This window comes from Enterobacter sp. BIGb0383, assembly GCF_003751845.1.
In the GTDB taxonomy this organism is placed as follows: Bacteria; Pseudomonadota; Gammaproteobacteria; order Enterobacterales; family Enterobacteriaceae; genus BIGb0383.
On sequence record NZ_RJKQ01000005.1, the window covers coordinates 227834 to 249152 of the forward strand.

General features: G+C 56.6%; 20 protein-coding genes and 1 pseudogene. 8 read left to right on the top strand and 13 right to left on the bottom strand.

What is annotated here, in order from left to right; all coding sequences use genetic code 11:
* The first annotated feature begins 104 nt into the window (after positions 1-104).
* From sbcD to EDF81_RS21130, 4 genes are all read left to right on the top strand, one after another.
* Entirely contained in the window at positions 105-1307 is a 1203-nt protein-coding gene (gene sbcD / locus EDF81_RS21115; protein WP_123350128.1) for an exonuclease subunit SbcD, read from the top strand.
* On the top strand, positions 1304-4366 hold the full coding sequence (sbcC, locus tag EDF81_RS21120; RefSeq protein ID WP_123350129.1) for an exonuclease subunit SbcC: 3063 nt from the start codon (positions 1304-1306) through the stop codon (positions 4364-4366). Before sbcD ends, sbcC begins: the two co-directional genes overlap by 4 nt.
* Positions 4367-4532: 166 nt before the next feature.
* Positions 4533-5582 (top strand): type IV toxin-antitoxin system AbiEi family antitoxin, encoded by a 1050-nt coding sequence (locus EDF81_RS21125; RefSeq protein WP_260232746.1) that lies wholly within the window; start codon positions 4533-4535, stop codon positions 5580-5582.
* The gene (locus tag EDF81_RS21130) at positions 5576-6445 is read left to right on the top strand and encodes a nucleotidyl transferase AbiEii/AbiGii toxin family protein (protein ID WP_123350131.1); all 870 of its coding nucleotides are present in this window, start codon (positions 5576-5578) and stop codon (positions 6443-6445) included. The genes EDF81_RS21125 and EDF81_RS21130 overlap by 7 nt, the downstream gene beginning before the upstream one ends.
* 18 nt (positions 6446-6463) lie before the next feature.
* Here the strand turns inward: EDF81_RS21130 and mak are convergent, their stop codons facing one another.
* Positions 6464-7372 carry a fructokinase gene (gene mak / locus EDF81_RS21135; protein ID WP_184999556.1) on the bottom strand — a complete coding sequence of 303 codons (909 nt, stop codon included), beginning with the start codon at positions 7370-7372 and terminating at the stop codon, positions 6464-6466.
* Positions 7373-7500: 128 nt separating this feature from the next.
* On the opposite strand from mak, the gene rdgC reads away from it, so the two are divergent.
* Positions 7501-8412: a recombination-associated protein RdgC gene (gene rdgC, locus EDF81_RS21140; protein WP_123350133.1), complete on the top strand. Its 912-nt coding sequence runs from the start codon at positions 7501-7503 to the stop codon at positions 8410-8412.
* 43 nt (positions 8413-8455) lie between these two features.
* Here the strand turns inward: rdgC and ppnP are convergent, their stop codons facing one another.
* From ppnP to EDF81_RS21165, 5 genes and pseudogenes are all read right to left on the bottom strand, one after another.
* Entirely contained in the window at positions 8456-8740 is a 285-nt protein-coding gene (gene ppnP / locus EDF81_RS21145) for a pyrimidine/purine nucleoside phosphorylase (protein WP_123350231.1), read from the bottom strand.
* A gap of 74 nt (positions 8741-8814) precedes the next feature.
* The gene (locus tag EDF81_RS21150; protein WP_123350134.1) at positions 8815-9492 is read right to left on the bottom strand and encodes an AroM family protein; all 678 of its coding nucleotides are present in this window, start codon (positions 9490-9492) and stop codon (positions 8815-8817) included.
* A gap of 243 nt (positions 9493-9735) precedes the next feature.
* The gene (gene yaiA / locus EDF81_RS21155) at positions 9736-9927 is read right to left on the bottom strand and encodes a protein YaiA (protein ID WP_123350135.1); all 192 of its coding nucleotides are present in this window, start codon (positions 9925-9927) and stop codon (positions 9736-9738) included.
* 50 nt (positions 9928-9977) lie between these two features.
* A pseudogene (gene aroL / locus EDF81_RS21160) lies at positions 9978-10490 on the bottom strand (shikimate kinase AroL); the annotation flags it as partial.
* Between the two features lie 292 nt (positions 10491-10782).
* The gene (locus EDF81_RS21165; protein WP_123350136.1) at positions 10783-11241 is read right to left on the bottom strand and encodes a YaiI/YqxD family protein; all 459 of its coding nucleotides are present in this window, start codon (positions 11239-11241) and stop codon (positions 10783-10785) included.
* 113 nt (positions 11242-11354) lie between these two features.
* On the opposite strand from EDF81_RS21165, the gene proC reads away from it, so the two are divergent.
* On the top strand, positions 11355-12164 hold the full coding sequence (gene proC / locus EDF81_RS21170) for a pyrroline-5-carboxylate reductase (RefSeq protein WP_123350137.1): 810 nt from the start codon (positions 11355-11357) through the stop codon (positions 12162-12164).
* A 56-nt stretch (positions 12165-12220) separates the two neighbouring features.
* On the opposite strand, the gene iraP is transcribed toward proC, so the two are convergent.
* From iraP to EDF81_RS21185, 3 genes are all read right to left on the bottom strand, one after another.
* Positions 12221-12478, bottom strand: a complete 258-nt coding sequence (gene iraP, locus EDF81_RS21175) for an anti-adapter protein IraP (protein WP_123350138.1) — start codon at positions 12476-12478, stop codon at positions 12221-12223.
* Positions 12479-12728: 250 nt separating this feature from the next.
* Positions 12729-13943 (bottom strand): multidrug efflux MFS transporter, encoded by a 1215-nt coding sequence (locus tag EDF81_RS21180; RefSeq protein ID WP_123350139.1) that lies wholly within the window; start codon positions 13941-13943, stop codon positions 12729-12731.
* A 168-nt stretch (positions 13944-14111) separates the two neighbouring features.
* Positions 14112-14795, bottom strand: coding sequence for an extensin family protein (locus EDF81_RS21185; protein ID WP_260232758.1), 684 nt, complete (start codon positions 14793-14795; stop codon positions 14112-14114).
* Positions 14796-14891: 96 nt separating this feature from the next.
* Here EDF81_RS21185 and ddlA point away from each other — a divergent pair, with 96 nt between their 5' ends.
* The gene (gene ddlA, locus EDF81_RS21190) at positions 14892-15992 is read left to right on the top strand and encodes a D-alanine--D-alanine ligase (protein WP_123350141.1); all 1101 of its coding nucleotides are present in this window, start codon (positions 14892-14894) and stop codon (positions 15990-15992) included.
* Here ddlA and EDF81_RS21195 read toward each other — a convergent pair whose 3' ends face one another.
* Positions 15993-16214 carry a DUF2754 domain-containing protein gene (locus EDF81_RS21195; RefSeq protein ID WP_123350142.1) on the bottom strand — a complete coding sequence of 74 codons (222 nt, stop codon included), beginning with the start codon at positions 16212-16214 and terminating at the stop codon, positions 15993-15995.
* Positions 16215-16471: 257 nt separating this feature from the next.
* Between EDF81_RS21195 and EDF81_RS21200 the strand changes: the two genes are divergently transcribed.
* A complete protein-coding gene (locus EDF81_RS21200) occupies positions 16472-16774 on the top strand; it encodes a DUF2755 family protein (RefSeq protein WP_123350143.1) in 303 nt (100 codons plus the stop codon).
* Positions 16775-16820: 46 nt separating this feature from the next.
* Here the strand turns inward: EDF81_RS21200 and sbmA are convergent, their stop codons facing one another.
* The 3 genes from sbmA to EDF81_RS21215 form a co-directional block, all read right to left on the bottom strand.
* Complete coding sequence (sbmA, locus tag EDF81_RS21205) at positions 16821-18041, bottom strand: peptide antibiotic transporter SbmA (RefSeq protein WP_123350144.1); 1221 nt, start codon at positions 18039-18041, stop codon at positions 16821-16823.
* 117 nt (positions 18042-18158) lie between these two features.
* Entirely contained in the window at positions 18159-18692 is a 534-nt protein-coding gene (locus EDF81_RS21210; RefSeq protein WP_123350145.1) for an isochorismatase family protein, read from the bottom strand.
* Between the two features lie 135 nt (positions 18693-18827).
* A complete protein-coding gene (locus EDF81_RS21215; RefSeq protein ID WP_123350146.1) occupies positions 18828-21317 on the bottom strand; it encodes an RHS repeat-associated core domain-containing protein in 2490 nt (829 codons plus the stop codon).
* Between the last annotated feature and the right edge of the window lie 2 nt (positions 21318-21319).

Sequence of the window (21319 nt, forward strand, 5' to 3'; positions counted from 1 at the left end):
ACTGAAAACCTTTATGACAGGCGCAAAGCCACTGACTATCTTCGCTTTCTTCAAGCGGCTGAATGTTTATAATCCTCTTTACGCTTTTTTGCCACGGGATCGCTATGCGCCTGCTCCACACCTCTGACTGGCATCTTGGCCAGAATTTTTACAGCAAAAGCCGGGCCGCAGAGCACCAGGCTTTTCTCGACTGGCTGCTGGAAACGGCACAGGCGCAGCAGGTCGATGCCATTATCGTGGCGGGAGATATTTTTGATACCGGCTCGCCACCAAGCTACGCCCGTGAACTTTATAACCGCTTCGTGGTGCAGCTCCAGCAGACGGGCTGCCATCTGGTGGTGCTGGCGGGTAACCATGACTCGGTCGCCACGCTGAATGAATCGCGTGAAATCCTCGCCTTCCTTAATACTACGGTGGTCGCCAGCGCCGGTCACGCGCCACAGCTCCTGTATCGCCGCGACGGCGAGGCGGGCGCGGTGCTCTGCCCGGTTCCTTTCCTGCGCCCACGGGATATTATCACCAGCCAGGCGGGGCTGTCGGGCAGTGAAAAGCAGCAGCATCTGCTGGGGGCCATTACCGACTACTATCAGCAGCAGTATGATGCCGCCTGCACCCTGCGTGGCGATCGGTCCCTGCCCATTGTCGCCACCGGCCATCTGACAACCGTCGGGGCCAGCAAAAGCGACGCCGTGCGCGACATCTATATTGGCACCCTTGATGCCTTCCCGGCGCAGAATTTCCCGCCCGCCGACTATATTGCGCTGGGACATATCCATCGTCCGCAGCGGGTGGGCAGCGGAGAGCATATTCGCTACTGCGGTTCGCCGATCCCTTTGAGCTTCGATGAAACCGGCAAAGATAAAATCGTCAACCTGGTGGTGTTTGCCGACGGTAAGCTGACGGAAATCACGCCCCTTGTGGTGCCGATCACCCAGCCGCTGGCGGTGCTGAAGGGCGACCTGGCGTCGATTAGCGAGCAGCTTGAGGTTTTCCGCGACGGGCAGCACGAACCGCCCGTCTGGCTGGATATTGAAATCACTACCGATGATTACCTCCACAATATGCAGCGCAAAATTCAGGCGTTGACCGAGGGACTTCCCGTTGAGGTTCTGCTGGTGCGCCGCAGCCGCGAGCAGCGGGCGCGCATTATGGCCAGCGTTCAGCGGGAAACCCTCAGCGAACTGAAAGTGGAAGATGTTTTTGCCCGCCGCCTGGCGCTGGAAGAACTGGATGAGGCCCGTCAGTCCCGGCTGTACGACTGCTTTAACCGCGCCCGTCAGGCGCTGGACGAGGAGAAAGACGCATGAAAATCCTGACCCTGCGGCTGAAAAACCTCAACTCCCTGAAGGGAGAATGGAAAATTGATTTTACGGCGGAACCCTTCGCCAGCAACGGTCTGTTTGCCATTACCGGGCCCACCGGCGCGGGCAAAACCACCCTGCTCGACGCCATCTGCCTGGCGCTCTATCACGAGACGCCGCGCCTCAATACCCTCTCCCAGTCGCAAAACGATTTGATGACCCGCGATACCGCCGAATGCCTGGCCGAGGTCGAATTTGAGGTACAGGGCGTGGCGTATCGCGCCTTCTGGAGCCAGAACCGCGCCCGCAACCAGCCCGACGGCAACCTGCAGGCGCCGCGCGTGGAGCTGGCGCGTCGGGATGACGGTAAGATCCTCGCGGATAAAGTGAAGGATAAGCTGGAACTGACCGCCTCGTTGACCGGCCTCGACTATGGCCGCTTTACCCGCTCCATGCTGCTCTCTCAGGGGCAGTTTGCCGCCTTCCTCAACGCCAAACCTAAAGAGCGGGCCGAGCTGCTGGAAGAGCTGACCGGCACCGAGATTTACGGGCAGATTTCGTCCATGGTGTTTGAGAAACATAAAGCCGCACGCGGCGAGCTGGATAAGCTTCAGGCTCTGGCCGACGGCGTAACCCTGCTGGGCGAAGAGCAGCAGCAGGCGCTGCTGCAACGTTTGCAGGTACTTACTGACGAAGAGCGCCAGCAGCTTAGCGAGCAGGCGCAGGCCCAGGCGTTGCACCAGTGGCTTACCCGCCGCTTGGAGCTGAACGGTGAAAACCAGCGGGCGCAGGCCGCCCTGAACGCCGCACAGCAGGCCCTCGATGCCGCCCGGCCCCAGCTGGATGCCCTGACCCGCGCCCAGCCGGCAGAGCGACTGCGTCCCCAGTGGACACGCCTGCAGGACCAGACCGCCGTTGCCGAGCAGACCCGCCTGCAGACGCAGGAAGTGAATACTCGCTTACTGGACAAACAGCGCCTGCGCGACGCGATTTACGCCAGCGCCCGTCAGCAGCATCAGACACAGCAGGCCCGCGGCAAAACCCTTAGCGACTGGCTGACGGAGCATGACCGTTTCCGCCTGCTGGGGAATGAACTGACCGGATGGCGGGCGACATTTACCCGGCTGAATGAGCGAAGCGGTAAACTTCGCTCGTTCGAACAGCAGCGGACCACCGACCTCGCCCTTGCGGCTGACGCGCTGGCTCCGGCACTGGAGCAACATCGTCAGGCACGTCCGCTACGCCAGCGGCTCAGCAGTCTGCATGTCCAGCTTGCGCCGTTAGCCCGGCGGCGTCAGCAGCTGGAGACCAGCCTGCAGGCCTCGCAAAAAGCGCTGGCCGAACTCGATGTCAGCCTGAGCCAGCGCCGCCAGCAGTATAAAGAGCAAAACCAGCAGCTTACCGACGTACGGGCTATCTGCGATCTGGAAGCAACCATTCTTCGTCTTGAGGCCGAGCGTGCCCGCCTTCAGCCCGGCGCACCCTGCCCACTGTGCGGCGCAACGGACCATCCCGCGATTGCCGCTTACCAGGCCCTGACGCCGGATGCCAACCGTCAACGCAGGGATGAGCTGGAAAAAAGCGTCCGCAAACTCGCCGAAGAGGGCGCGGCCCTGCGCGGCCAGCGGGAAGCTCGCCTTCAGCAGCAGGAAAAGGAGGCCCGCGAGGCCGAATCCCTGGAGCAGCAGGCCCAGTCCCTGAATCAGCAGTGGCAGGAGGTTATCGCCGGGCTACAGATTGCCCTGACGCCCGAGGACGATATTACCGCCTGGCTGGATAAGCAGGATGAGTATGAGCGCCAGCTCCAGCTCGAGCAGCACATCAGCGAGCTGGAGCAGGAGATTAACGGCCTGCAGCAGTCGCTTAATGAAAGCCTGACGGCCTTTAATCTGCCTCAACCTGAAGCCGGTGAAGAGCAGGTCTGGCTGGCCGCCCGCGAGGCAGAGGCCCGCAGCTGGCAGGCGCAGCAGACCGAATACCAGGGCATCAGCGAACAGCTCGCACAGCTGGCAGCGGTGCTGGAATCGCTGCCGCAGCCGCAGTCTGACGGTCCGTTTGATGCCGTACCGCTCGACGGCTGGCGACAGATTGCCGATGAGTGCGTCTCTTTGCAGGCCAGCCAGCAGACCTTACAGCAGCAGGAAACGCTGGAAAACCAGCGCTTACAGCAGGCGCAAACCCAGTTCGAAGAGAGCCTTGCCGCCAGCCCCTTTGCCGATCGCGAGGCGTTTCTTGCCGCGCTGCTCGACGACACCGTTCGCCGGGAGCTGGAAGCCTTAAAACAGGCCCGCGAGCAGGCGTTACAGCAAAGCCAGGTGCTGGCGACCCAGGCGCAGCAGATGCAGGAGCAGCACCTGCAACACCCGCCGCAGGATGCGGATATCGAGGCGCCGCTGGAACAGGTTCAGACCCGGCTTGCCCTGCTTAATCAGCAGGTGCGGGAAAACAGCGCGGCCCAGGGCGAGATCCGCCAGCAGCTTAAGCAGGATGCCGATAACCGCCAGCGCCAGCAAGCACTGATGCAGGAGATAGCCGGTGCGGTACAGCGACTGGAGGACTGGGATTATCTCAACGCGCTGATCGGCTCAAAAGAGGGGGATAAGTTCCGTAAATTCGCCCAGGGTCTGACGCTCGATAACCTGGTCTGGCTGGCCAATAACCAGCTCACGCGCCTGCACGGTCGCTATCTGCTTCAGCGCAAAGCCAGCGAGGCGCTGGAGCTGGAGGTGATTGATACCTGGCAGGCCGATGCGGTGCGCGATACCCGCACCCTCTCCGGTGGCGAAAGCTTCCTCGTCAGCCTTGCGCTGGCGCTGGCGCTCTCGGATCTGGTCAGCCATAAAACCAAAATCGACTCCCTGTTCCTCGACGAAGGCTTCGGCACGCTGGATAGCGAAACGCTTGATGCGGCGCTCGATGCGCTGGATGCCCTGAACGCCAGCGGCAAAACCATCGGCGTGATTAGCCACGTCGAGGCAATGAAGGAGCGGATCCCGGTGCAGATCAAGGTGAAAAAAATCAACGGGCTGGGGTACAGCAAGCTGGATAAAGGGTTTGCGGTCTAAGCAACTAAGCAATGCTCTTTTTCATTGAAAATGGCACTTTCAGCATTTGCTGAAAGTGATTTTGATAGTGAAATTCGATCCCATGACTTGTAAAATTTGATAAGACTGGCAAAGTAGATTTCACTAAAAAGTAGCATTTCAGCAAATGATGAAATGGGAGTTTATAGTGAAAGAGAAAGATGTCTTTGAGGATCAAGCCATAACACAGCTTTGTGGATTGCTTCGTCAGGTTCCCGTCATTGACAACGTTGATGCTGAAAAACAGTTCAGCCGTGTTGATGCCGTGCTTAATGTCAGAACAGGGAACACCGCGTATTTACTTGCCTGCGAAGTAAAAAGTAATGGCCAGCCCAGATTTATTCAGGCAGCAATAGCCCAGCTGCAGGCTTTCATGTTCAGTGCAGAGGACGCTTTTGTCCCCGTCATTATTGCTCCCTGGCTCTCTCCCGAGGCTCAGGCTCTGTGCAACGAAAACGGCATTGCCTTTCTTGATATGGAAGGTAATGCCCGGATCATGTTCGGTGGGATCTATATTGAACACCAAACGACCAACAAACCAGCTGTCGAAAAACGCAGCCTTCGCTCTCTCTTTAGCCCGAAATCAGCGCAAGTTCTCAGAACAATACTCAAAGATCCCCACAGAATCTGGCGGGTACTGGAGCTTGCCGAAGAAAGTCATGTTAGCCTCGGGCAGGTAAGCAACGTACGACAGAGCTTACTTAACCGAAATTGGGCCATTGTGCATAACAATGGTTTGAGCGTCCTGAAGCCCGATTTAATTCTTGATGCGTGGAAAACAAGTTATCAGCCTCCCGCAGGAGAGGCGCTGAGCTTTTATACCACACTGCACGGTAGCACCCTTGAATCTCGCCTGCGTGAAGTGCTGTGCTGTAGCGAAAAAGCGGGTAAAGCAATCCTTGCCTCATTTTCGGCCGCGCAGTGGCTTGCTCCCTATGGCCGAACGGGTGTCGATTACTTCTACGCGGATAAAAAAGGTCTGGAGAAATTAGTCTCAGCGTTGCAACTAAGCCCATCATTAAAAGGCGCAAATATCCTGATCACCCTCCCTAAGGATTCGGGGATATTCCGTGACTCAATTGAACCTGCAGAAGGCGTATTCTCAACGGGTGCGGTACAAACTTACCTTGATCTTACAACCTATGGAGAACGCGGCCTCGAAGCGGCAGAACATCTTAGAAACCAGGGAATATGGTAAAAATGACAAAACAAGAACCACAATCAGCAGCAGAATATGAAGACCGAACCACGGCAGCCGTTAAATCAGTCCTGATTGAAATCGGACAAATTTTAGGAAGTTACAGGGGTAAGTTCGCTGTCATCGGGGGAGCCGTTCCCTGGCTGTTGCTACACAGCGAAGATATGCCACACGTCGGCACACTGGATATCGACCTCGGACTTGATTCAGAAGCACTTGGCGACGGGGAGTATGCCACACTCGTTGATAGCCTGATGACTCAGGGTTATGAGCAACGAAAAGACGCTCGCTTCTTTCAGCTGATTCGTACGGTTAAAGCCACAGATGGCGGGGCAGATATTGATATTGTCATTGATTTTCTCAGGCCAGAAAATGCGGCCATTGAAAAAAACAATCCCCCACTTGTCAAAGATTTTGCAGTTATTCCGGCATCCGGGGCAGACCTCGCTATTGATTTTAACGAACTTATCACGCTGGATGGCACTATGCCCGGAGGAGGTAAAAACAGCGTTGAAATTACCGTATGCTCAGTGCCAGCGTTGCTGGCCATGAAAGGGTATGCACTTAATAATCGGCACAAGCGCAAAGACGCCTACGACATCTACTATTGCATCCGTAATTATGAGGGTGGCCCGCAAGCCCTTGCTGAGAAATGCATTCCCTTACTTGCACACGCAAGTGCTGCCACCGGGTATGGCTATATCAACAGAAAATTTGATAGTTTCGATGGCTATGGCCCAACCTGTGTAAAAGAGTTTGTTCAGGAGACCCGCCTGCTCAATGAACGCACCCCGGAGCAATGGCAGCAAGATGCGTTCGGGCAGGTCGATTTCTGGTTGCGAGCCATAAAGCTCAGGTCATAGCGGATACAGTGGATGGGGCTATACCTCTCCCCACAGCCAGGCCGCCCCGCGTACGCCGCTGGAATCGCCGTGGACCGCCTTGCGAATCGACGTCGCGCACTCGCCGCCAAACACCCACTGTTTGACGTACTCCGGGACGGTTTTATAGAGCCGGTCGACGTTGCTCATCCCGCCGCCCAACACAATCACATCCGGGTCGAGAATATTCACCACGTGGGCCAGCGACTTTGCCAGCCGCAGTTCATAGCGACTCAGGGCCAGCTCGGCCAGCGGATCCTGTTCCTCTGCCAGACGAATAATCTCGCTGCCCTGCAGCCGTTTTCCGCTCAGGCGATGATAGTCGGTGGCAAAGCCAGTGCCGGAGATAAAGGTTTCGATACAGCCCTGTTTGCCGCAGTAGCAGGGCACTTCCTGGCGATAGCGCAACTCGTCCTCATCCATCCACGGCAGCGGATTATGCCCCCACTCGCCCGCCGTGCCGTTACCGCCCGCGTGGGCACGACCGTTGATGGCCACGCCGGAACCGCAGCCGGTGCCGATAATGACGGCGAAGACGGTTTGCGCACCCGCTGCCGCGCCGTCAACCGCCTCGGAAACCGCCAGACAGTTAGCGTCATTGGCCAGCCGCACCTCACGATTCAGCCGCTGGCTTAAATCCTTATCGAAGGGCTGCCCGTTCAGCCAGGTGGAATTGGCGTTCTTTACCCTGCCGGTAAAGGGCGAAATCGACCCGGGGATCCCCACGCCGACGGACCCGGGCTGGCCGGTTTCACGCTCGGCCATCGCCACCAGAGTGGCAATGGTTTCGATGGTCTGCGCGTAGTCATCACGCGGCGTGGGCAGACGATGGCGAAATAGCTGTTCGCCCCGTTCGCCAAGCGCGATGACTTCCGTTTTTGTACCGCCTAAGTCAATACCAATACGCACGGGCCGTTCCTTATCAATGTCTGAAATAACAAGAGAGTAGAGCTGTCCCACGGGATTGGCAATGCAAGCCCGTCGACAATTCGTTATTATGCCCGCTGAAATTTAATGACAAGGCCGTGGAAATTATCATGCTGTGGTTTAAAAATTTAATGGTTTACCGCCTCAGCCGCGACGTTTCGCTGCGTGCGGACGAGATGGAAAAACAGTTAGCGGAGTTCTCATTCACCCCGTGCGGCAGCCAGGATATGGCCAAAACCGGCTGGGTTCCGCCGATGGGTTCAAAGAGCGAAGCCTTAACCCACGAGAATAACGGCCAGATTATTATTTGCGCACGCAAAGAAGAGAAAATTCTGCCGACGCCGGTGATCAAGCAGACGCTGGAAGCCAAAATTTCCCGCCTCGAAGCCGATCAGGGCCGCAAGCTGCGTAAAACTGAAAAAGACGCGCTGAAAGATGAAGTGCTTCACTCTCTGCTGCCACGCGCCTTTAGCCGCTTCAGTCAGACCATGATGTGGATCGATACGGTCAACGGCCTGATTATGGTCGACTGCGCCAGCGCCAAAAAAGCGGAAGACACGCTCGCCCTGCTGCGTAAAAGCCTCGGCTCTCTGCCGGTCGTTCCGCTGGTGCTGGAAAACCCGATTGAGCTGACGCTGACCGAGTGGGTCCGCTCCGGCAACGTCGCCCAGGGCTTCCAGCTGCTGGACGAAGCCGAGCTGAAAGCCCTGCTGGATGACGGCGGCGTGATCCGCTGTAAGAAACAGGATCTGGTCAGCGATGAGATCGCGACCCATATCGAAGCCGGGAAAGTCGTGACTAAGCTGGCACTCGACTGGCAGCAGCGTATTCAGTTTATGATCTGCGACGATGCCTCGATCAAACGTCTGAAATTCGCCGACGAGCTGCGCGATCAGAATGACGATATTGAGCGGGAAGATTTTGCCGGACGTTTTGACGCCGACTCGATCCTGATGACCGGCGAACTGGCCGCGCTGATCAAGGATCTAGTGGAAGGCCTGGGCGGCGAAGCCCAGCGCTAAAAGCAGGTAGCCCGGTCAGCGCAAGGCGACCGGGCAAAAAGCATTACAGATAGCGGCAGAGGTAAGAGGTCGGCTCCGCAACCTGCAGATGGAACTCGCTGTGGCCCGGCACGTTAAATCCGTCCCCGGCGACGTAGGTTCTCCACTCAGTTTCCCCCGGCAATAAAACGCGCAGCGCGCCGCTTACCACGGTCATATCTTCAGGCTCTGCGGTACCAAAGGTGTATTCGCCTTCAACCATCACGCCAACGCTGGCGCGGCCAGTGCTGCTGCTGGTAAAACCAATCGATTTCACTTTACCGGAAAAGTATTCATTACTTTGAAGCATAAACTGGCCCTTATTATCGCTGACTGAAACAACCAATATAGGGGCAGAGCTTCGCGGCTGTCACGCACAATCCGTCAGACCAGTAATTCCGATGCCAGACGCGCCAGCATGACGTTAGAGAGCAGGACCGGCACCTCCAGCGCTTTCTGGAGTACGTCGCGATGGTGCTGATGGAAACCGAGACAGTCGAGCATGAGTACGTCCGCGCCCTGCGCCAGCAGCTGACTCCCTGCGGCAATCAGGGTACTGTCGCTATCATGTATCGGACTGGCGATAGCGTAGAGAGGGGCATTTTCCAGCATCTGCCATTTACGCTGCTGGGCAGAGAGTTGCTCGACCAGCGGGACGATGACCCCGACCTGATGCCCGTCGACGATAGACGCGACCAGCGGTGGGATAATGCGTCGCGGTTCAAGCAGAATGGCGTTACGGGCAGACAGTCCGCTGATATCCGCGGTGCTCATCAGCAGGATCACGTCGTAGCCCTGGTTATCCAGCACTTCGATCACAGCCTGCAGGTCGCGCTCAACTTTCTGACGGGAGATACTGGCAATAGTGCTATCGCTGAGTAGGGTGAGAACGTCATCCTCGCCCGGCTCAATGGCATAGCGGGCCATCACCTCTTCGCGGGGCAGATTCCCCAGCAGCGTCTTGTGGGTGATCTGCTCTTCAGGAATATGTTCAGTTAACAACGGCAGAACCTCACGAAACGGCAGCACGCCGATCGTAAGAATAGCCAGGGTCGTACTCATTTTTACCTTCTCTCCTGCCACTGCTTTAAAGCTGATGACGATCCGGTTTACCGTCGCCGAAAGAATAACCGCTCACAAGCGTAGCAGCCGATGGTGGGCAGCGAGGATAAAAATTCCGATTAATTCCAGAATCTTCCTGTTATTGCTGATAATTACTTTTTTTCCGCATCTGTGTCAGGGTGTAAAAATGTGATTTGCGTCGACTTCCGGCCCCTCAGAACGCGGCAGCCGACGCGGACGTACTCAGTCCTTATCCGGATCTTCGTAACGTTTTTTGGCATCCCGCGCTTCCTGCTCGCTGGGATGCTCGCTAATTAGCGAATCGGGTTTAGGATGATCGGCGCGCAGCTGATACCAGGTCTCGCTGCGTCCTGCTACGCCCTTTTCAACGGTGACGATTCGGGCTTCTCGCGGATAGGGAGGTCTTGTTGGCATAGTGTGTCCTTGTCAGCAGGGGAATAATGAGTATAGCCCTCGCTGACCTCGCCAGATCGCAGAAGAGTCTGGATTGCATCAACCACCTCATCGGCGGGACGTGCAGCATCCACAATATAGTGTGCCGCATCGCGGTAAAGCGCATCGCGCTGCTCAAGCACCTCGCGAACCTCTTCACTAACGGGTTTGCCGGTCAGCGTCGGGCGCAAACCCTCGTCCGGGAACGCCTCCAGCCGACCGGCCAGAGTTTCAGCGGGAGCCGACAGATAAACCACGATCCCGTGCTGGCGCATAAACAGCCGGTTACGCTCCGCCAGCACAATGCCGCCGCCGGTGGCAATGACCGTCTCAGGATGCGTTACCGCCTCCAGTGCCTGGCTCTCTCTGGCGCGAAACTGTTCCCATCCTTCCTGTTCAACAATCGTCGCCACCGTCATCTGCGCCGTGTCCTGCAGCCAGCGATCCGTATCAACAAACGGATAATGACGTGCGCGAGCCAGCAGCTGACCGACCGTGGTTTTTCCCGAACCCCGGGCGCCGATAAGAAAGATGGGTTGCGTCATAAACAAGATGTTCCCCTTGATGCCGCAACGGTGCGGGATCTCAGCAATGGAAAAAAATAATACCATCAAACTAGTACATAACTAAGCGTAAATTAATCGCTACAATCAACGGACAATATCTGCTTCATATTGAGCAGAAATTCAGATATCACAAGGGATCGAGAGATGTAAAGTTATGATGGCATGGAGAGTATGCGGGCCACCATACTGTAAAGTGACGCCCGCTGACAAGCCCGATGCGCTGTCACCTTACGCGACGTAGGGAAAATAATGATGACAACGCGGTGAATTTTTACTTTCCGCGCCGCTGTACTTCCAGCAGCCATTTGTCCAGCTCGGCGGCGAACTGCTGGCGATCGCGCTGGGAGAGCGTGTCCGGCCCGCCGGTCTGGATCCCACTGGCGCGCAGGGTATCCATAAAATCGCGCATCGTCAGCCGCTCGCGAATCGTCGCCTCGCTGTAGCGCTCCCCACGAGGGTTCAGCGCCACCGCGCCTTTTCCCAGCACTTCCGCCGCCAGCGGAATATCGGCGGTGATCACCAGATCTCCTGCCGCACACAGGCGTACGATCTCGTTATCGGCAACGTCAAAACCGGCCGGCACCCTGAGTGAGCGGATCAGCGGCGAAGGCGGCACGCGCAGGGTCTGGTTTGCGACCAACGTCAGCGGCGTCTGCGTGCGCTCGGCGGCACGAAATAAAATCTGCTTAATTACGTTCGGACAGGCGTCCGCATCTACCCATATCGCCATTGTGATGTCGCTGTCGTTAACCAAAAGACTATTGTCGCCTGCTTTTGCTTGCGCGCAAAGCCGCAGATGCCACAATAGGAAAGCTTTAATCAATTACCAGCAGAGGGATGGAGATGGATAAGAAAATCGGCTTTATTGGCTGCGGCAATATGGGCCAGGCGATCCTCGGTGGTTTGATCGCCAGTGGACAGGTGCAGCCCGGGCAAGTTTGGGTCTACACCCCTTCGCCGGATAAACTCTCCGCACTGCGCGATCGCTACGGTATTAACGTCGCGCAGAGCGCCCAGGAAGTCGCCCAGGTGGCCGATATTGTTTTCGGCGCAGTCAAACCGGGCATCATGATCAAAGTCCTGAGCGACATCACCTCCAGCCTCAATAAAGAGACGCTGGTGGTTTCTATTGCCGCAGGCATTACGCTCGATCAGCTGGCCCGCGCAATGGGTCACGATCGTAAAATTATCCGCACCATGCCCAACACCCCGTCGCTGGTCAATGCCGGGATGACCTCCGTCACCCCTAACGCGCTGGCCACGCCGGAAGATATCGCTGATGTGCTGACCATTTTCCGCAGTGTGGGAGACGTTGAGGTCGTCGCTGAAGCGATGATCCACCCGGTGGTGGGCGTCAGCGGCTCTGCTCCGGCGTACGTATTTATGTTTATTGAAGCCATGGCTGATGCCGCCGTGCTTGGCGGTATGCCGCGCGCCCAGGCCTATAAGTTCGCCGCCCAGGCGGTGATGGGCTCCGCCAAAATGGTGCTGGAAACCGGGAAACACCCCGGTGAACTGAAAGATATGGTCTGTTCACCCGGCGGCACCACCATTGAAGCCGTGCGCGTACTGGAAGATCGCGGATTCCGTGCGGCGGTGATCGAAGCAATGAACAAATGTATGGAAAAATCAGAGAAGCTCAGTAAATCCTGAGCAGGAACGATTTATCACGGGTGGATGGTGGCTTCTCCACCCGTGAATTAATTCCGTCATGCGGAAGCCTGAACGGCCTTATGTATATACTGGCGCAGGACTTCATTGTCGCGCAGGAAAACCTGAGCTTCAGGGCTGGTATGGTCGAGCACGACGTCAATCCGCTCAAACAGATCCCGCTGTTGCACCTGTGGCATCTGGCGCAGCAGGGCAGTCAGCATCACCTCGAGCGCTTCAACCTGCGCCGTCAGTTCTTTTGACTCCTCTTCCTTTTGAGCCAGTCTCAGCAATAACTCTGCAATTAAGTTTTTCATCGCGCATCCCCCAGGATATTTCCGCTGACGGTAACACCCGCAACGAATATTAGCCAGTGAAAATAAAAACTATTTTATGACAAAAATAATATTTACCAGGAAACAAATAATAAAGAGGCCAGCGAAACGTTTTTATTGCAGAATTTAAAAGAAGTCGCTCACGGATATTATTTACTGTGGCTAAACAGATGTTTTAGCTATTATTAACTGTTAGGTAGATAAGGGAATATTATTGCTTAATACGCCGGGGTTAACCGGCGCGGGAAATGTCAGCCTGGAGCTGGCTGCGACGCAGCGCGGCCCATAGCTGCCAGAGGTTAATCGCCACCACGACCGCCGTGGCAATAAAGACCCAGCGGAAACCGGCCATGGCTGAAATACCGGCCCCCATCAGCGGCCCCACCACGTTGCCCAGATACATGAAGGATTGATTGTAGCCGAAGATACGCCCGGTGATCTGGTCACTGGAGTACTTTAGCAGCAGGGTCTGGACCGCAGGCAGCATCGCGCCGTCGGCAAAGCCCAGCAGAAAACGCAGAACGCCAAGCTGTAGCGGCGAGGTGACAAAAGACATGGCGAAGAACAGGACTACCGAGCACAGCAGCGTCGCCAGCAGGATCCTTCCCGTCCCGATGCGGTCCCCCAGCTTGCCCAGCCGGGGCGCGGAAATCAGCGCCGAGACGCCGGGGATAGCGGCGATCATTCCGCTCAAAAAAGCGATATTCTGGCTGTCCGGGCTCATCGACTGGATAAACAGTGCCAGAATCGGCCCCACGGAACCGTTACAAAGCTGTACCACCAGCGTGGTGAAAAACAGGCTGATCACCAGTCCCGGATAGGGCAGTGAAGCAAAGACCGCTCGCAGGCCCGGCTGTTGTGCACGGGAAACCTGCGGCCGGGCACCCTCTTTGATCAGAAATAGCGTTACCGTGAAGCTGGCCATCAGCAGTATGGCAGTGATAAAAAAGACCGGCCTCAGGCCAACGTGATCGGCCAGGAAGCCCCCCAGCAGCGGCCCACCGATCACGCCGCTAATCTGCGCGGTCGCCAGGGTACTCAACGCCCAGCCGCTGCGTTCGCGCGGCACCTGCGAGGCCACCAGCGCCATGGCGTTAGGGATATAGCCGGAGGTCAGACCCATCAGCGCCCGCAGGAAAAACAGCTGCCAGACGTTGGTGGCGAACGCCTGTAAGAGTATGGCCACCGCCATTCCCAGGGAGGCGCGAAGCAGCATCAGCTTGCGGCCTTTGCGGTCGGCCAGGCTGCCCCACATCGGGGAGACAATCGCCGAGATCAAAAAGGTGACGCTGAAGGTCAGCCCCGACCACATGGAGAGAGCTTCATGGGAGGTGACGCCCAACTCGGCAATGTAGAGCGGCAAAAACGGCAGGATCTGGCTGATCGCCAGTCCTGTAAAAAAGCAGCCGAACCAGACCGAAATAAGATTAACCTTCCAGGATTCCATAAACAGGCGTCATTACATTGTTTTGTCAGGGGTTATTTAGCTTAGCAAGTTGCGGCCAGCGCGTAATGACCAGAAATGCCCACGCGCTGAGTTCAGGGTTTTATCGCCCTAACGCTACTTACCGTGAAATATGTCACAAAAAAATCATTAGCACGCAGAGCATTATCCTCAGCGGCAGAGCCCATAGCCACGCATTCCAAGATGGAAGTGATCCGCATGGGCGGCGTTGTATTCCGGGCCAAGCCCGTTGCCGTAATACTGGCAGGCGCTATCCAGCAGCGCACGCAGGAAAGGCTGGGTATCCGACTGACGCCAGCCGTTTAATACCGCCACCCGCCGCCCGTCAGCAAAACGAAAGGCGGCGATATCCAGGGCCTCCGCGCTGGCATGCTCGCTGCGGCGGGCATCCGGCCGGTTATAAATATTCCGACAGGCGTAGCTGCCAAGATGGTCTATTTGCCGTAGCGAGCTACCGACGAGATCTCTGGCCAGCGGCTTTGCCTGCTGTTCAACAAAGAGCGCACTGCTTAATGCCAGCGGGCAGCTGGCGAGAAAACTGCTGCTCAGGGCCACGCTGCCAAAATTACGCACCCGCACCACGTTCTCCAGCGGGCAGGTGCCCTGGGTATCCGCCACCGGCTGACTGCTAATTAGCCGCTGCCGGTTTGCCTCATCCAGCAGGACGGAGCACGCCTCAGGCGTCAGCCGCCGCAGCTTAAACTGGGTGATTCTTCCCGGCGGATCGCTGAGCTGTAACGGCGCAAAGGGATTGTAATGCGGCGGCAGAAAACGGTAGCCCAGCCACCCGGCCCCCAGTACCAGGATTAAAAAAATTGCCCCTTTTCCTCTCACCATCCCTCCCGCGCAATAAAAACAACATTATGGCAGATAGCACGATTTTGACGTGGTATGTTATCGGCTTTCCGTTATGTGATGGGTGAGTGTGAGATGGCGAAGTTACGGGTAGGGATCGTCTTTGGCGGTAAATCGGCGGAGCATGAAGTGTCCCTCCAGTCGGCGAAAAACATTGCCGATGCGATCGATAAGTCGCGTTTTGAGGTGGCATTGCTGGGCATCGACAAACAGGGTCAGTGGCATGTCAACGATGCGGGTAATTTCCTGCTTAACGCCAACGATCCGGCCCATATCGCCCTGCGCCCGTCCGACAACACCCTGGCACAAATCCCAGGTCGTACCGGCCAGTCGCTAATCGATGCCAGCAGTGGTCAACCTCTGCCCGCCATTGACGTTATCTTCCCGATTGTGCACGGCACCCTCGGCGAAGACGGCTCCCTGCAGGGGATGCTGCGTATGGCTGACCTGCCGTTTGTCGGCTCTGATGTGCTGGCCTCCGCCGCCTGTATGGATAAAGACGTGACCAAACGCCTGCTGCGCGACGCGGGTCTGGCCATTGCCCCGTTTATCACCCTGACGCGAGTTAATCGTCAGCGCATCGGCTTTGCTGAGGTTGTTGAAAAGCTTGGACTCCCGCTGTTTGTGAAGCCGGCCAACCAGGGCTCTTCCGTGGGCGTCAGCAAAGTGACCCGTGAGGAGCAGTATCAGCAGGCGGTCGATCTGGCCTTTGAATTCGACCATAAAGTGATTGTGGAACAGGGGATTAAAGGGCGAGAAATTGAGTGTGCCGTGCTGGGTAACGACAGCCCGGAAGCCAGCGTCTGCGGCGAGATCGTGCTGAACAGCGACTTCTACGCCTACGACACCAAGTATATCGACGATAACGGTGCGCGAGTGGAAGTCCCGGCGGCGATTGCACCTGAGGTCAACGACCGGATCCGCCGGATTGCCGTAGAAGCCTACAGCGCACTGGGCTGCAGCGGCCTGGCGCGGGTAGATGTGTTTTTAACGGATGAAAACCAGGTGGTGATCAACGAGATCAACACCCTGCCCGGCTTTACCAATATCAGCATGTACCCGAAACTGTGGCAGGCCAGCGGCCTGAGCTACCGCGACCTGATTACCCGCCTGATTGAGCTGGCGCTGAAGCGTCACCGCGCCAACAGCGGACTGAAAACCTCCGTTAACGGCTAATCACTCTTTTGCCGTCGCGTCCTCGCTTTCATCGACGCGGCGGCGGATCACCAGCCCCGACAGCCAGAAACTGATAACCCACGTCACCAGCCCGACGGCATAGGTTTGCCAGCCCTGAGCCTCAAATCCCAGCAGACCGACCACACCATTCAGAATGAAAATCAGACCAATGGCGAACGCATAGTAGTGCCAGTCACGGCGGATTTTTACGGGCAGCTTCATAACAACTCCGGCAGGAAAAAAAGCATCCTCGCACACTTCCCCGCGCGCGTCAGCGACCTCAACAGAAAATTACAAACGTCACTTAAATTTAACTTAAAGCCCTTTTTTGTGACAAAAAGCAAAAAATGAAAATTCAGGGGGGTTCCGAAGCGCAAATTGTCATCAATCTGATATTGACAATCCTTATGACCTGACAAACTTACTCTCGTACCACCTGGCATGATGCCAGCGTTAAGAGAATGTTTCGGAGGTCTTTTATGGCAGAGTTCACCCTGACAAAGTCGATTGCCAGTGGAAAGAAAAGGGATTCCTCCACCCCGGGTAATATCGCGTATGCGCTGTTTGTTCTGCTGTGCTTCTGGGCCGGTGCCCAGCTCTTAAACCTGCTGGTTCACACCCCAGGGGTTTATGAGCATTTGATGCAAATTCAGGACGTTAGCCGCCCGAAAGTTGAAATCGGCCTGGCGGTCGGCACCCTGTTTGGTCTGGTGCCCTTCCTGATGGGTTGCCTGCTCCTCGGCAGCGTGGCGCTGTTTCTGCGCTGGCGCCGCTACCTGTAACCGTCAGGCGTGCAGTACCGCACGCCTGACTGCTTATCTATCCTTTTCAGCCAAGCGTGTTAATCACCGGCAGGCTGTCCTGATTATCCAGCGTGCGCTCAAAGCTGCGCAGACGTTTATAAATCGACATCAGCTCCACCAGCGTTACCCATGAGTTAATCAGGTACTGGAACGAGCTGCTCACCTGGCCGAAAACGTTGGTTATCTGCGTCATCAGACCCAGCGTAATCGTACCGGCAACGATCGACGGGAACAGCAGGAACAGGCCGAAAACGTTATCCATCTGCAGATAGAAAATACGGGCGATATTGAAATACAGATAGTGGAAATAGAGGCGGAAATAGTTAAACCGCACGGCGGAAAACAGCGCCTGCATGGTCGGCGGCGCGGCGCGGTCGGCGTGATCTTCCCCGTAAACCAGCTCTTTACGGTAGGCAGCCTCGACGCGTTGGTTATTAAACTCCAGCCCCGGCAGCTTAATCCCGACCACCGCCAGCAGACCGGTACCCAACAGGGACCAGAGTATGGCTGCGATCACCAGCCCGTAAGGCACATAGCCGACAATCGGCAGCTCAGGCACGTGGGCTGAGAGCACCACCAGCACCGGCAGAAACGCAATCAGCGTCATAATCGACTTCAGCAGGCTAACCCCCATCCCTTCCAGGGTGGTGGAGAAACGCATGGTATCTTCCTGTACGCGCTGAGCAGCGCCTTCGATATGCCGCAGGGACTGCCAGTGCGCCATATAGTATTCGTTCATCGCCGTACGCCAGCGGAAGACATAGTGGCTGACAAAGAAGTTATTCAGCACCGCCACCGTGACCGCAATCAGGGCGATCCCTAAGAAGGTGGCAATACCGCTGTAAAACTCGTCGATGGTCACCTTATGTGGCGCGCTGAGACCGGTCTGGATCAGGTCATAAAAAGGCGCGTACCAGGCGTTAATGGCGACGCTGACCTGCACCATAAACCAGGTCACAAAGATAATCAGGGCGGTGCCCAGCACGGACCAGCGCTGCCAGCGGTGCGGCGCGCGAATGTGCCAGAACAGGGCGAACAGCCCGGTACAGAGAAAATAGTACGCGTAGAACAGCAGGTAGCTCAGGGACCAGAAGCGGGCCGAACCAATGGGTACCTCACTGCTGGCACCGGTAATACGCATCAGCCAGGCGCTGCCGCCAAACTGCCATAACATCACCGTCAGAACGGTCCAGATAAAAGCCGACAAAAAAAACAGCTTCGGCTGCGGGAAAAAGGACTTAAACATACGACATGACTCTCCTGCTTACTTCTTATCGTTATCACTGTTGCTGTGCACTACATATAAAGCCCCGCCACCGCCTCAGCGATGCAGGGCTGATTTTTCTGACAGGAATGCAGAGACTTAGTTCGTCTGCCAGTCGTTAAGAATTGTTGCGACAGGTTTCACAGTCACCGGATTACCCGGTACCGTCAGGTTTCGCCACACCTCGTTGTAGTGAGCGATCAGCGTGGTTGCCGGAGCGGCAGGACGATTGGCGGTCGTGTGGGCATCTTCCGCCACGGTGATGGCATAGCCCCGGCTGGCACCGTTTTTCAGGGTGGTATCGACGCAGTAGTCGGTTGCACAGCCGCACATCACAAAACTATCGATGGCGTGCTCGCGCAGCACCTGCTCCAGCTCAGTACGGTAAAACGCATCGCAGGCGGTTTTGGTTACAAAGAGTGCGCCCGACGGCTGCTCCAGCTCGGGCAGCAGCGCAAAGCCCTCACTCCCCTCCTCCAGCCCGCCCGCTTCGGCATGCTGAATAAAAATGACCTGGTCGGCCGCCAGGGTCAGCCTGTTGATTTGCGCCACGCACTGCTCGCGCTGAATACGCGGCGTGGCAAACACACCCTGCTGCATATCTACGACCATCACTACCCGCTTACCCGCCATTGTCCCTCTCCTGAATAAGGTAAAAGAGGAGGTTACCAGAACCCTGGCGCGACTGCAGCAGGCGTGAGCAAAGAGGGGAAGTGCGCCGTAACGCACTTCTCCTCACCGGTTAAATAAATAATGGCTTAGAATAACTCAACGAAAATGTTGAATAATCTCCGTGCGAACATCTTTTTTAGCCTTTGCCATATTCGCCTGAGCATGACGGAATAAAGTGTACTCCTGTAATTTCGACTGATAATTTACCATCACTGAAGAATCGTCACTAAAATGCCTGCCAGCGCCAGAATATTCGGGCAGTTTCTCAATCGCTGCATGTTTAATCAGGCTACTAAATTGTTCATTACAAATATCCTTAAATACTGCACGCTCCGCCCTGTAGGCATTCAGCGCAGGATGTCGCTCAACGCTCACTAATGACGTCTGACCTGTCACAGGGGCAATATTCCCGGTATCAGGTAAAGCCGGAGATATTTCCTCACCGAGGTTAAACAGCTTATTCACCATCCGGTCCGAGCGGGCAACCTCTTTGGGTTTTATGTCGTGGGGTCTTTCTGCCACAATCGCACTCAACATTTCATCAACCAGATCAATATCTGGTTTTACAGGGGCACACCCCTTTTTATCAACGTATAACAAAGGATTATTCCTCACCATTCGATATAAATTCAGTCCATCTACGGTGCCTGCCGGATCCGCGCTCAACCAGCGTCCCAGCCAGGGCTGATAGTAGCGGTAGCCGTAATAATAGAGACCGGTCGCATCACGTTCTTTTCCCGAATAACGCCGCGTTTTATTATCCGCCTCCGCCTGGCTACGCGACGTCCAGACCGCCGTGCCGCCGAAGGGGTAAAACTCTTCCATACCGATCGTCGCACCGTCGGCGTCCAGCTCCAGGGCACTGCTGCCGGTAAGCGTGCCATAACTCCAGCGCAGCGAATCATTGCCGATATCGTCCGGCTTTCCGCTCTCCCAGTGCAGAAGACGTACTTGAGTTTGCCCGGCTTCACCCTGAGTGATGACCTGCAGGCTTTCCATTATCGCACTGCCTCTTGCCGTGGTTTGCCACTCAAGACCAGGCAGGTAGAGCGTGCGCTGCGTTTGCGTGCCGCCGTTTATCTTCTGCCAGCGCGTTTTCAAAATACGCTGGCTGTCACTGTCGTAGCGGTACTCTTCCCGATCATCCTCAGCACCGTCACGTACCACCGGCATCACCCTCGACAACTCTCCTCGCGGCGTCCAGAGCAGATCCTGACCCGGCGATAACTGTTTCTGTTGCCCGCCCGCCGTAAACAGTACATCCACCTCTGCCGGGTTTTTCGTCAGCGTGCTCAGTACCGCCCGGTTACTGCGGTTGCTGACCGTGATATCCGCGGTGTAGTTGTTACCGCTGGCCGGGGCGCTGTGGCGTATTTGCGTCAGATTGCCAGCGGTATCGTAGGTGTACACTCGGGTATATGAGGTGTAAGTCACATCGTCGAAAGAAGAGAGTGCAGGAAGCGCGCTACCCTGCCGACCCGCATTTGCCATTTCACGCCCGGTCGCACTGACCAGCTGGTACAGACTGTCATAGGTACAGGTATTTTCAGGCAGCACTTTCTGATTGCGCCAGAAGCGGACATCCTCCGCGTCATTATGAATACGCAGCACATTGCCCACCGGATCGTACGCGTAGTGCAGATCCTGCAGCACTTTAGCACCGCCAGGGTGCCCCGTCGGCCGTACGGTGGTGATCCGACTCAGCCGCCCGGTTTCCGGCTCGTAAACGGAGATCGTTACTACGCCATTACCGTGCTCTTCACGTAGCTTCTGACCGGCGGCAGACCAGGTCAGGGAGCGGACGATAGCCTGTTCCTTCCCGCCTTTTCGCGTCAGCCAGCTTGCCGAAAGCTGGCCTGCCACGTCATAGGCCATGCGCTGCAGATGACCGAGCGCATCACGCGTGGTCAGTACCCCACCCGTTGTATCGGTAGTGGTCAGCGTGGTGTAAGCCTCAGAGGCCAGCAGGCCGTTCCAGACAGAAGGATCTTTCCCCTGCCAGTCGACCGTATCAGCCGCCTTCAGCAACTGCCGCGTGACGGACAGCGGGACGCCTGTAAGAGAGAAGCTCTCCGTTTGCATCAGCCCCGCCGTGTCGTAGTGGCTCACGCACTGACCGGCCCGATTTAGCGCTTTATTGGCGACGGCGTTGTCGGCATAGACAAAACGCTCCGCGATCCGCGCATTCTCCCCCTTCACCTGCTCCGTCATACTCAGCGGGCGTCCAGGTAATTCCGCGCTTTCATACTGAAACGTCCCAACCGTCCCCAGGGCATCGACCGTCACGGCAGGCCGCCTGGCAGGATCGTTCACGAGAACGGAAACCCCGGCATCCGCGCTGGTGGTCCGTAATACTCTGTCGGACAGATCGCGCAGGTAATTAATATTTGCCACGCCGGAGCGGAACAGACGCGGGTCGGTGCTTTGCACCAACGCAGCACGGGCATCGTACTGATGGCGGGTGATGCGCTCTTCGGTGTTATCCTGGCTATCAGGATGCCGGTAATAGACAATATCGCGCACGGCCAGCCCACGGCCATCCAGCACGGTGACCGAGGGGGTTTTCGCATAAAGGGATGCACTCATAA

Bases quoted from the DNA above. Each gene is read 5' to 3' on its own strand.
- sbcC (WP_123350129.1), top strand. From the start codon at position 1,304: ATGAAAATCCTGACCCTGCGGCTGAAAAACCTCAACTCCCTGAAGGGA.
- yaiA (WP_123350135.1), bottom strand. From the start codon at position 9,927: ATGCCAACAAGACCTCCCTATCCGCGAGAAGCCCGAATCGTCACCGTT.
- EDF81_RS21195 (WP_123350142.1), bottom strand. From the start codon at position 16,214: ATGAAGCTGCCCGTAAAAATCCGCCGTGACTGGCACTACTATGCGTTC.
- EDF81_RS21165 (WP_123350136.1), bottom strand. From the start codon at position 11,241: ATGGCGATATGGGTAGATGCGGACGCCTGTCCGAACGTAATTAAGCAG.
- EDF81_RS21200 (WP_123350143.1), top strand. From the start codon at position 16,472: ATGGCAGAGTTCACCCTGACAAAGTCGATTGCCAGTGGAAAGAAAAGG.
- EDF81_RS21180 (WP_123350139.1), bottom strand. From the start codon at position 13,943: ATGGAATCCTGGAAGGTTAATCTTATTTCGGTCTGGTTCGGCTGCTTT.
- EDF81_RS21130 (WP_123350131.1), top strand. From the start codon at position 5,576: ATGGTAAAAATGACAAAACAAGAACCACAATCAGCAGCAGAATATGAA.
- proC (WP_123350137.1), top strand. From the start codon at position 11,355: ATGGATAAGAAAATCGGCTTTATTGGCTGCGGCAATATGGGCCAGGCG.
- EDF81_RS21215 (WP_123350146.1), bottom strand. From the start codon at position 21,317: ATGAGTGCATCCCTTTATGCGAAAACCCCCTCGGTCACCGTGCTGGAT.
- rdgC (WP_123350133.1), top strand. From the start codon at position 7,501: ATGCTGTGGTTTAAAAATTTAATGGTTTACCGCCTCAGCCGCGACGTT.
- EDF81_RS21150 (WP_123350134.1), bottom strand. From the start codon at position 9,492: ATGAGTACGACCCTGGCTATTCTTACGATCGGCGTGCTGCCGTTTCGT.
- iraP (WP_123350138.1), bottom strand. From the start codon at position 12,478: ATGAAAAACTTAATTGCAGAGTTATTGCTGAGACTGGCTCAAAAGGAA.
- sbcD (WP_123350128.1), top strand. From the start codon at position 105: ATGCGCCTGCTCCACACCTCTGACTGGCATCTTGGCCAGAATTTTTAC.
- sbmA (WP_123350144.1), bottom strand. From the start codon at position 18,041: ATGTTTAAGTCCTTTTTCCCGCAGCCGAAGCTGTTTTTTTTGTCGGCT.
- ddlA (WP_123350141.1), top strand. From the start codon at position 14,892: ATGGCGAAGTTACGGGTAGGGATCGTCTTTGGCGGTAAATCGGCGGAG.
- EDF81_RS21210 (WP_123350145.1), bottom strand. From the start codon at position 18,692: ATGGCGGGTAAGCGGGTAGTGATGGTCGTAGATATGCAGCAGGGTGTG.
- ppnP (WP_123350231.1), bottom strand. From the start codon at position 8,740: ATGCTTCAAAGTAATGAATACTTTTCCGGTAAAGTGAAATCGATTGGT.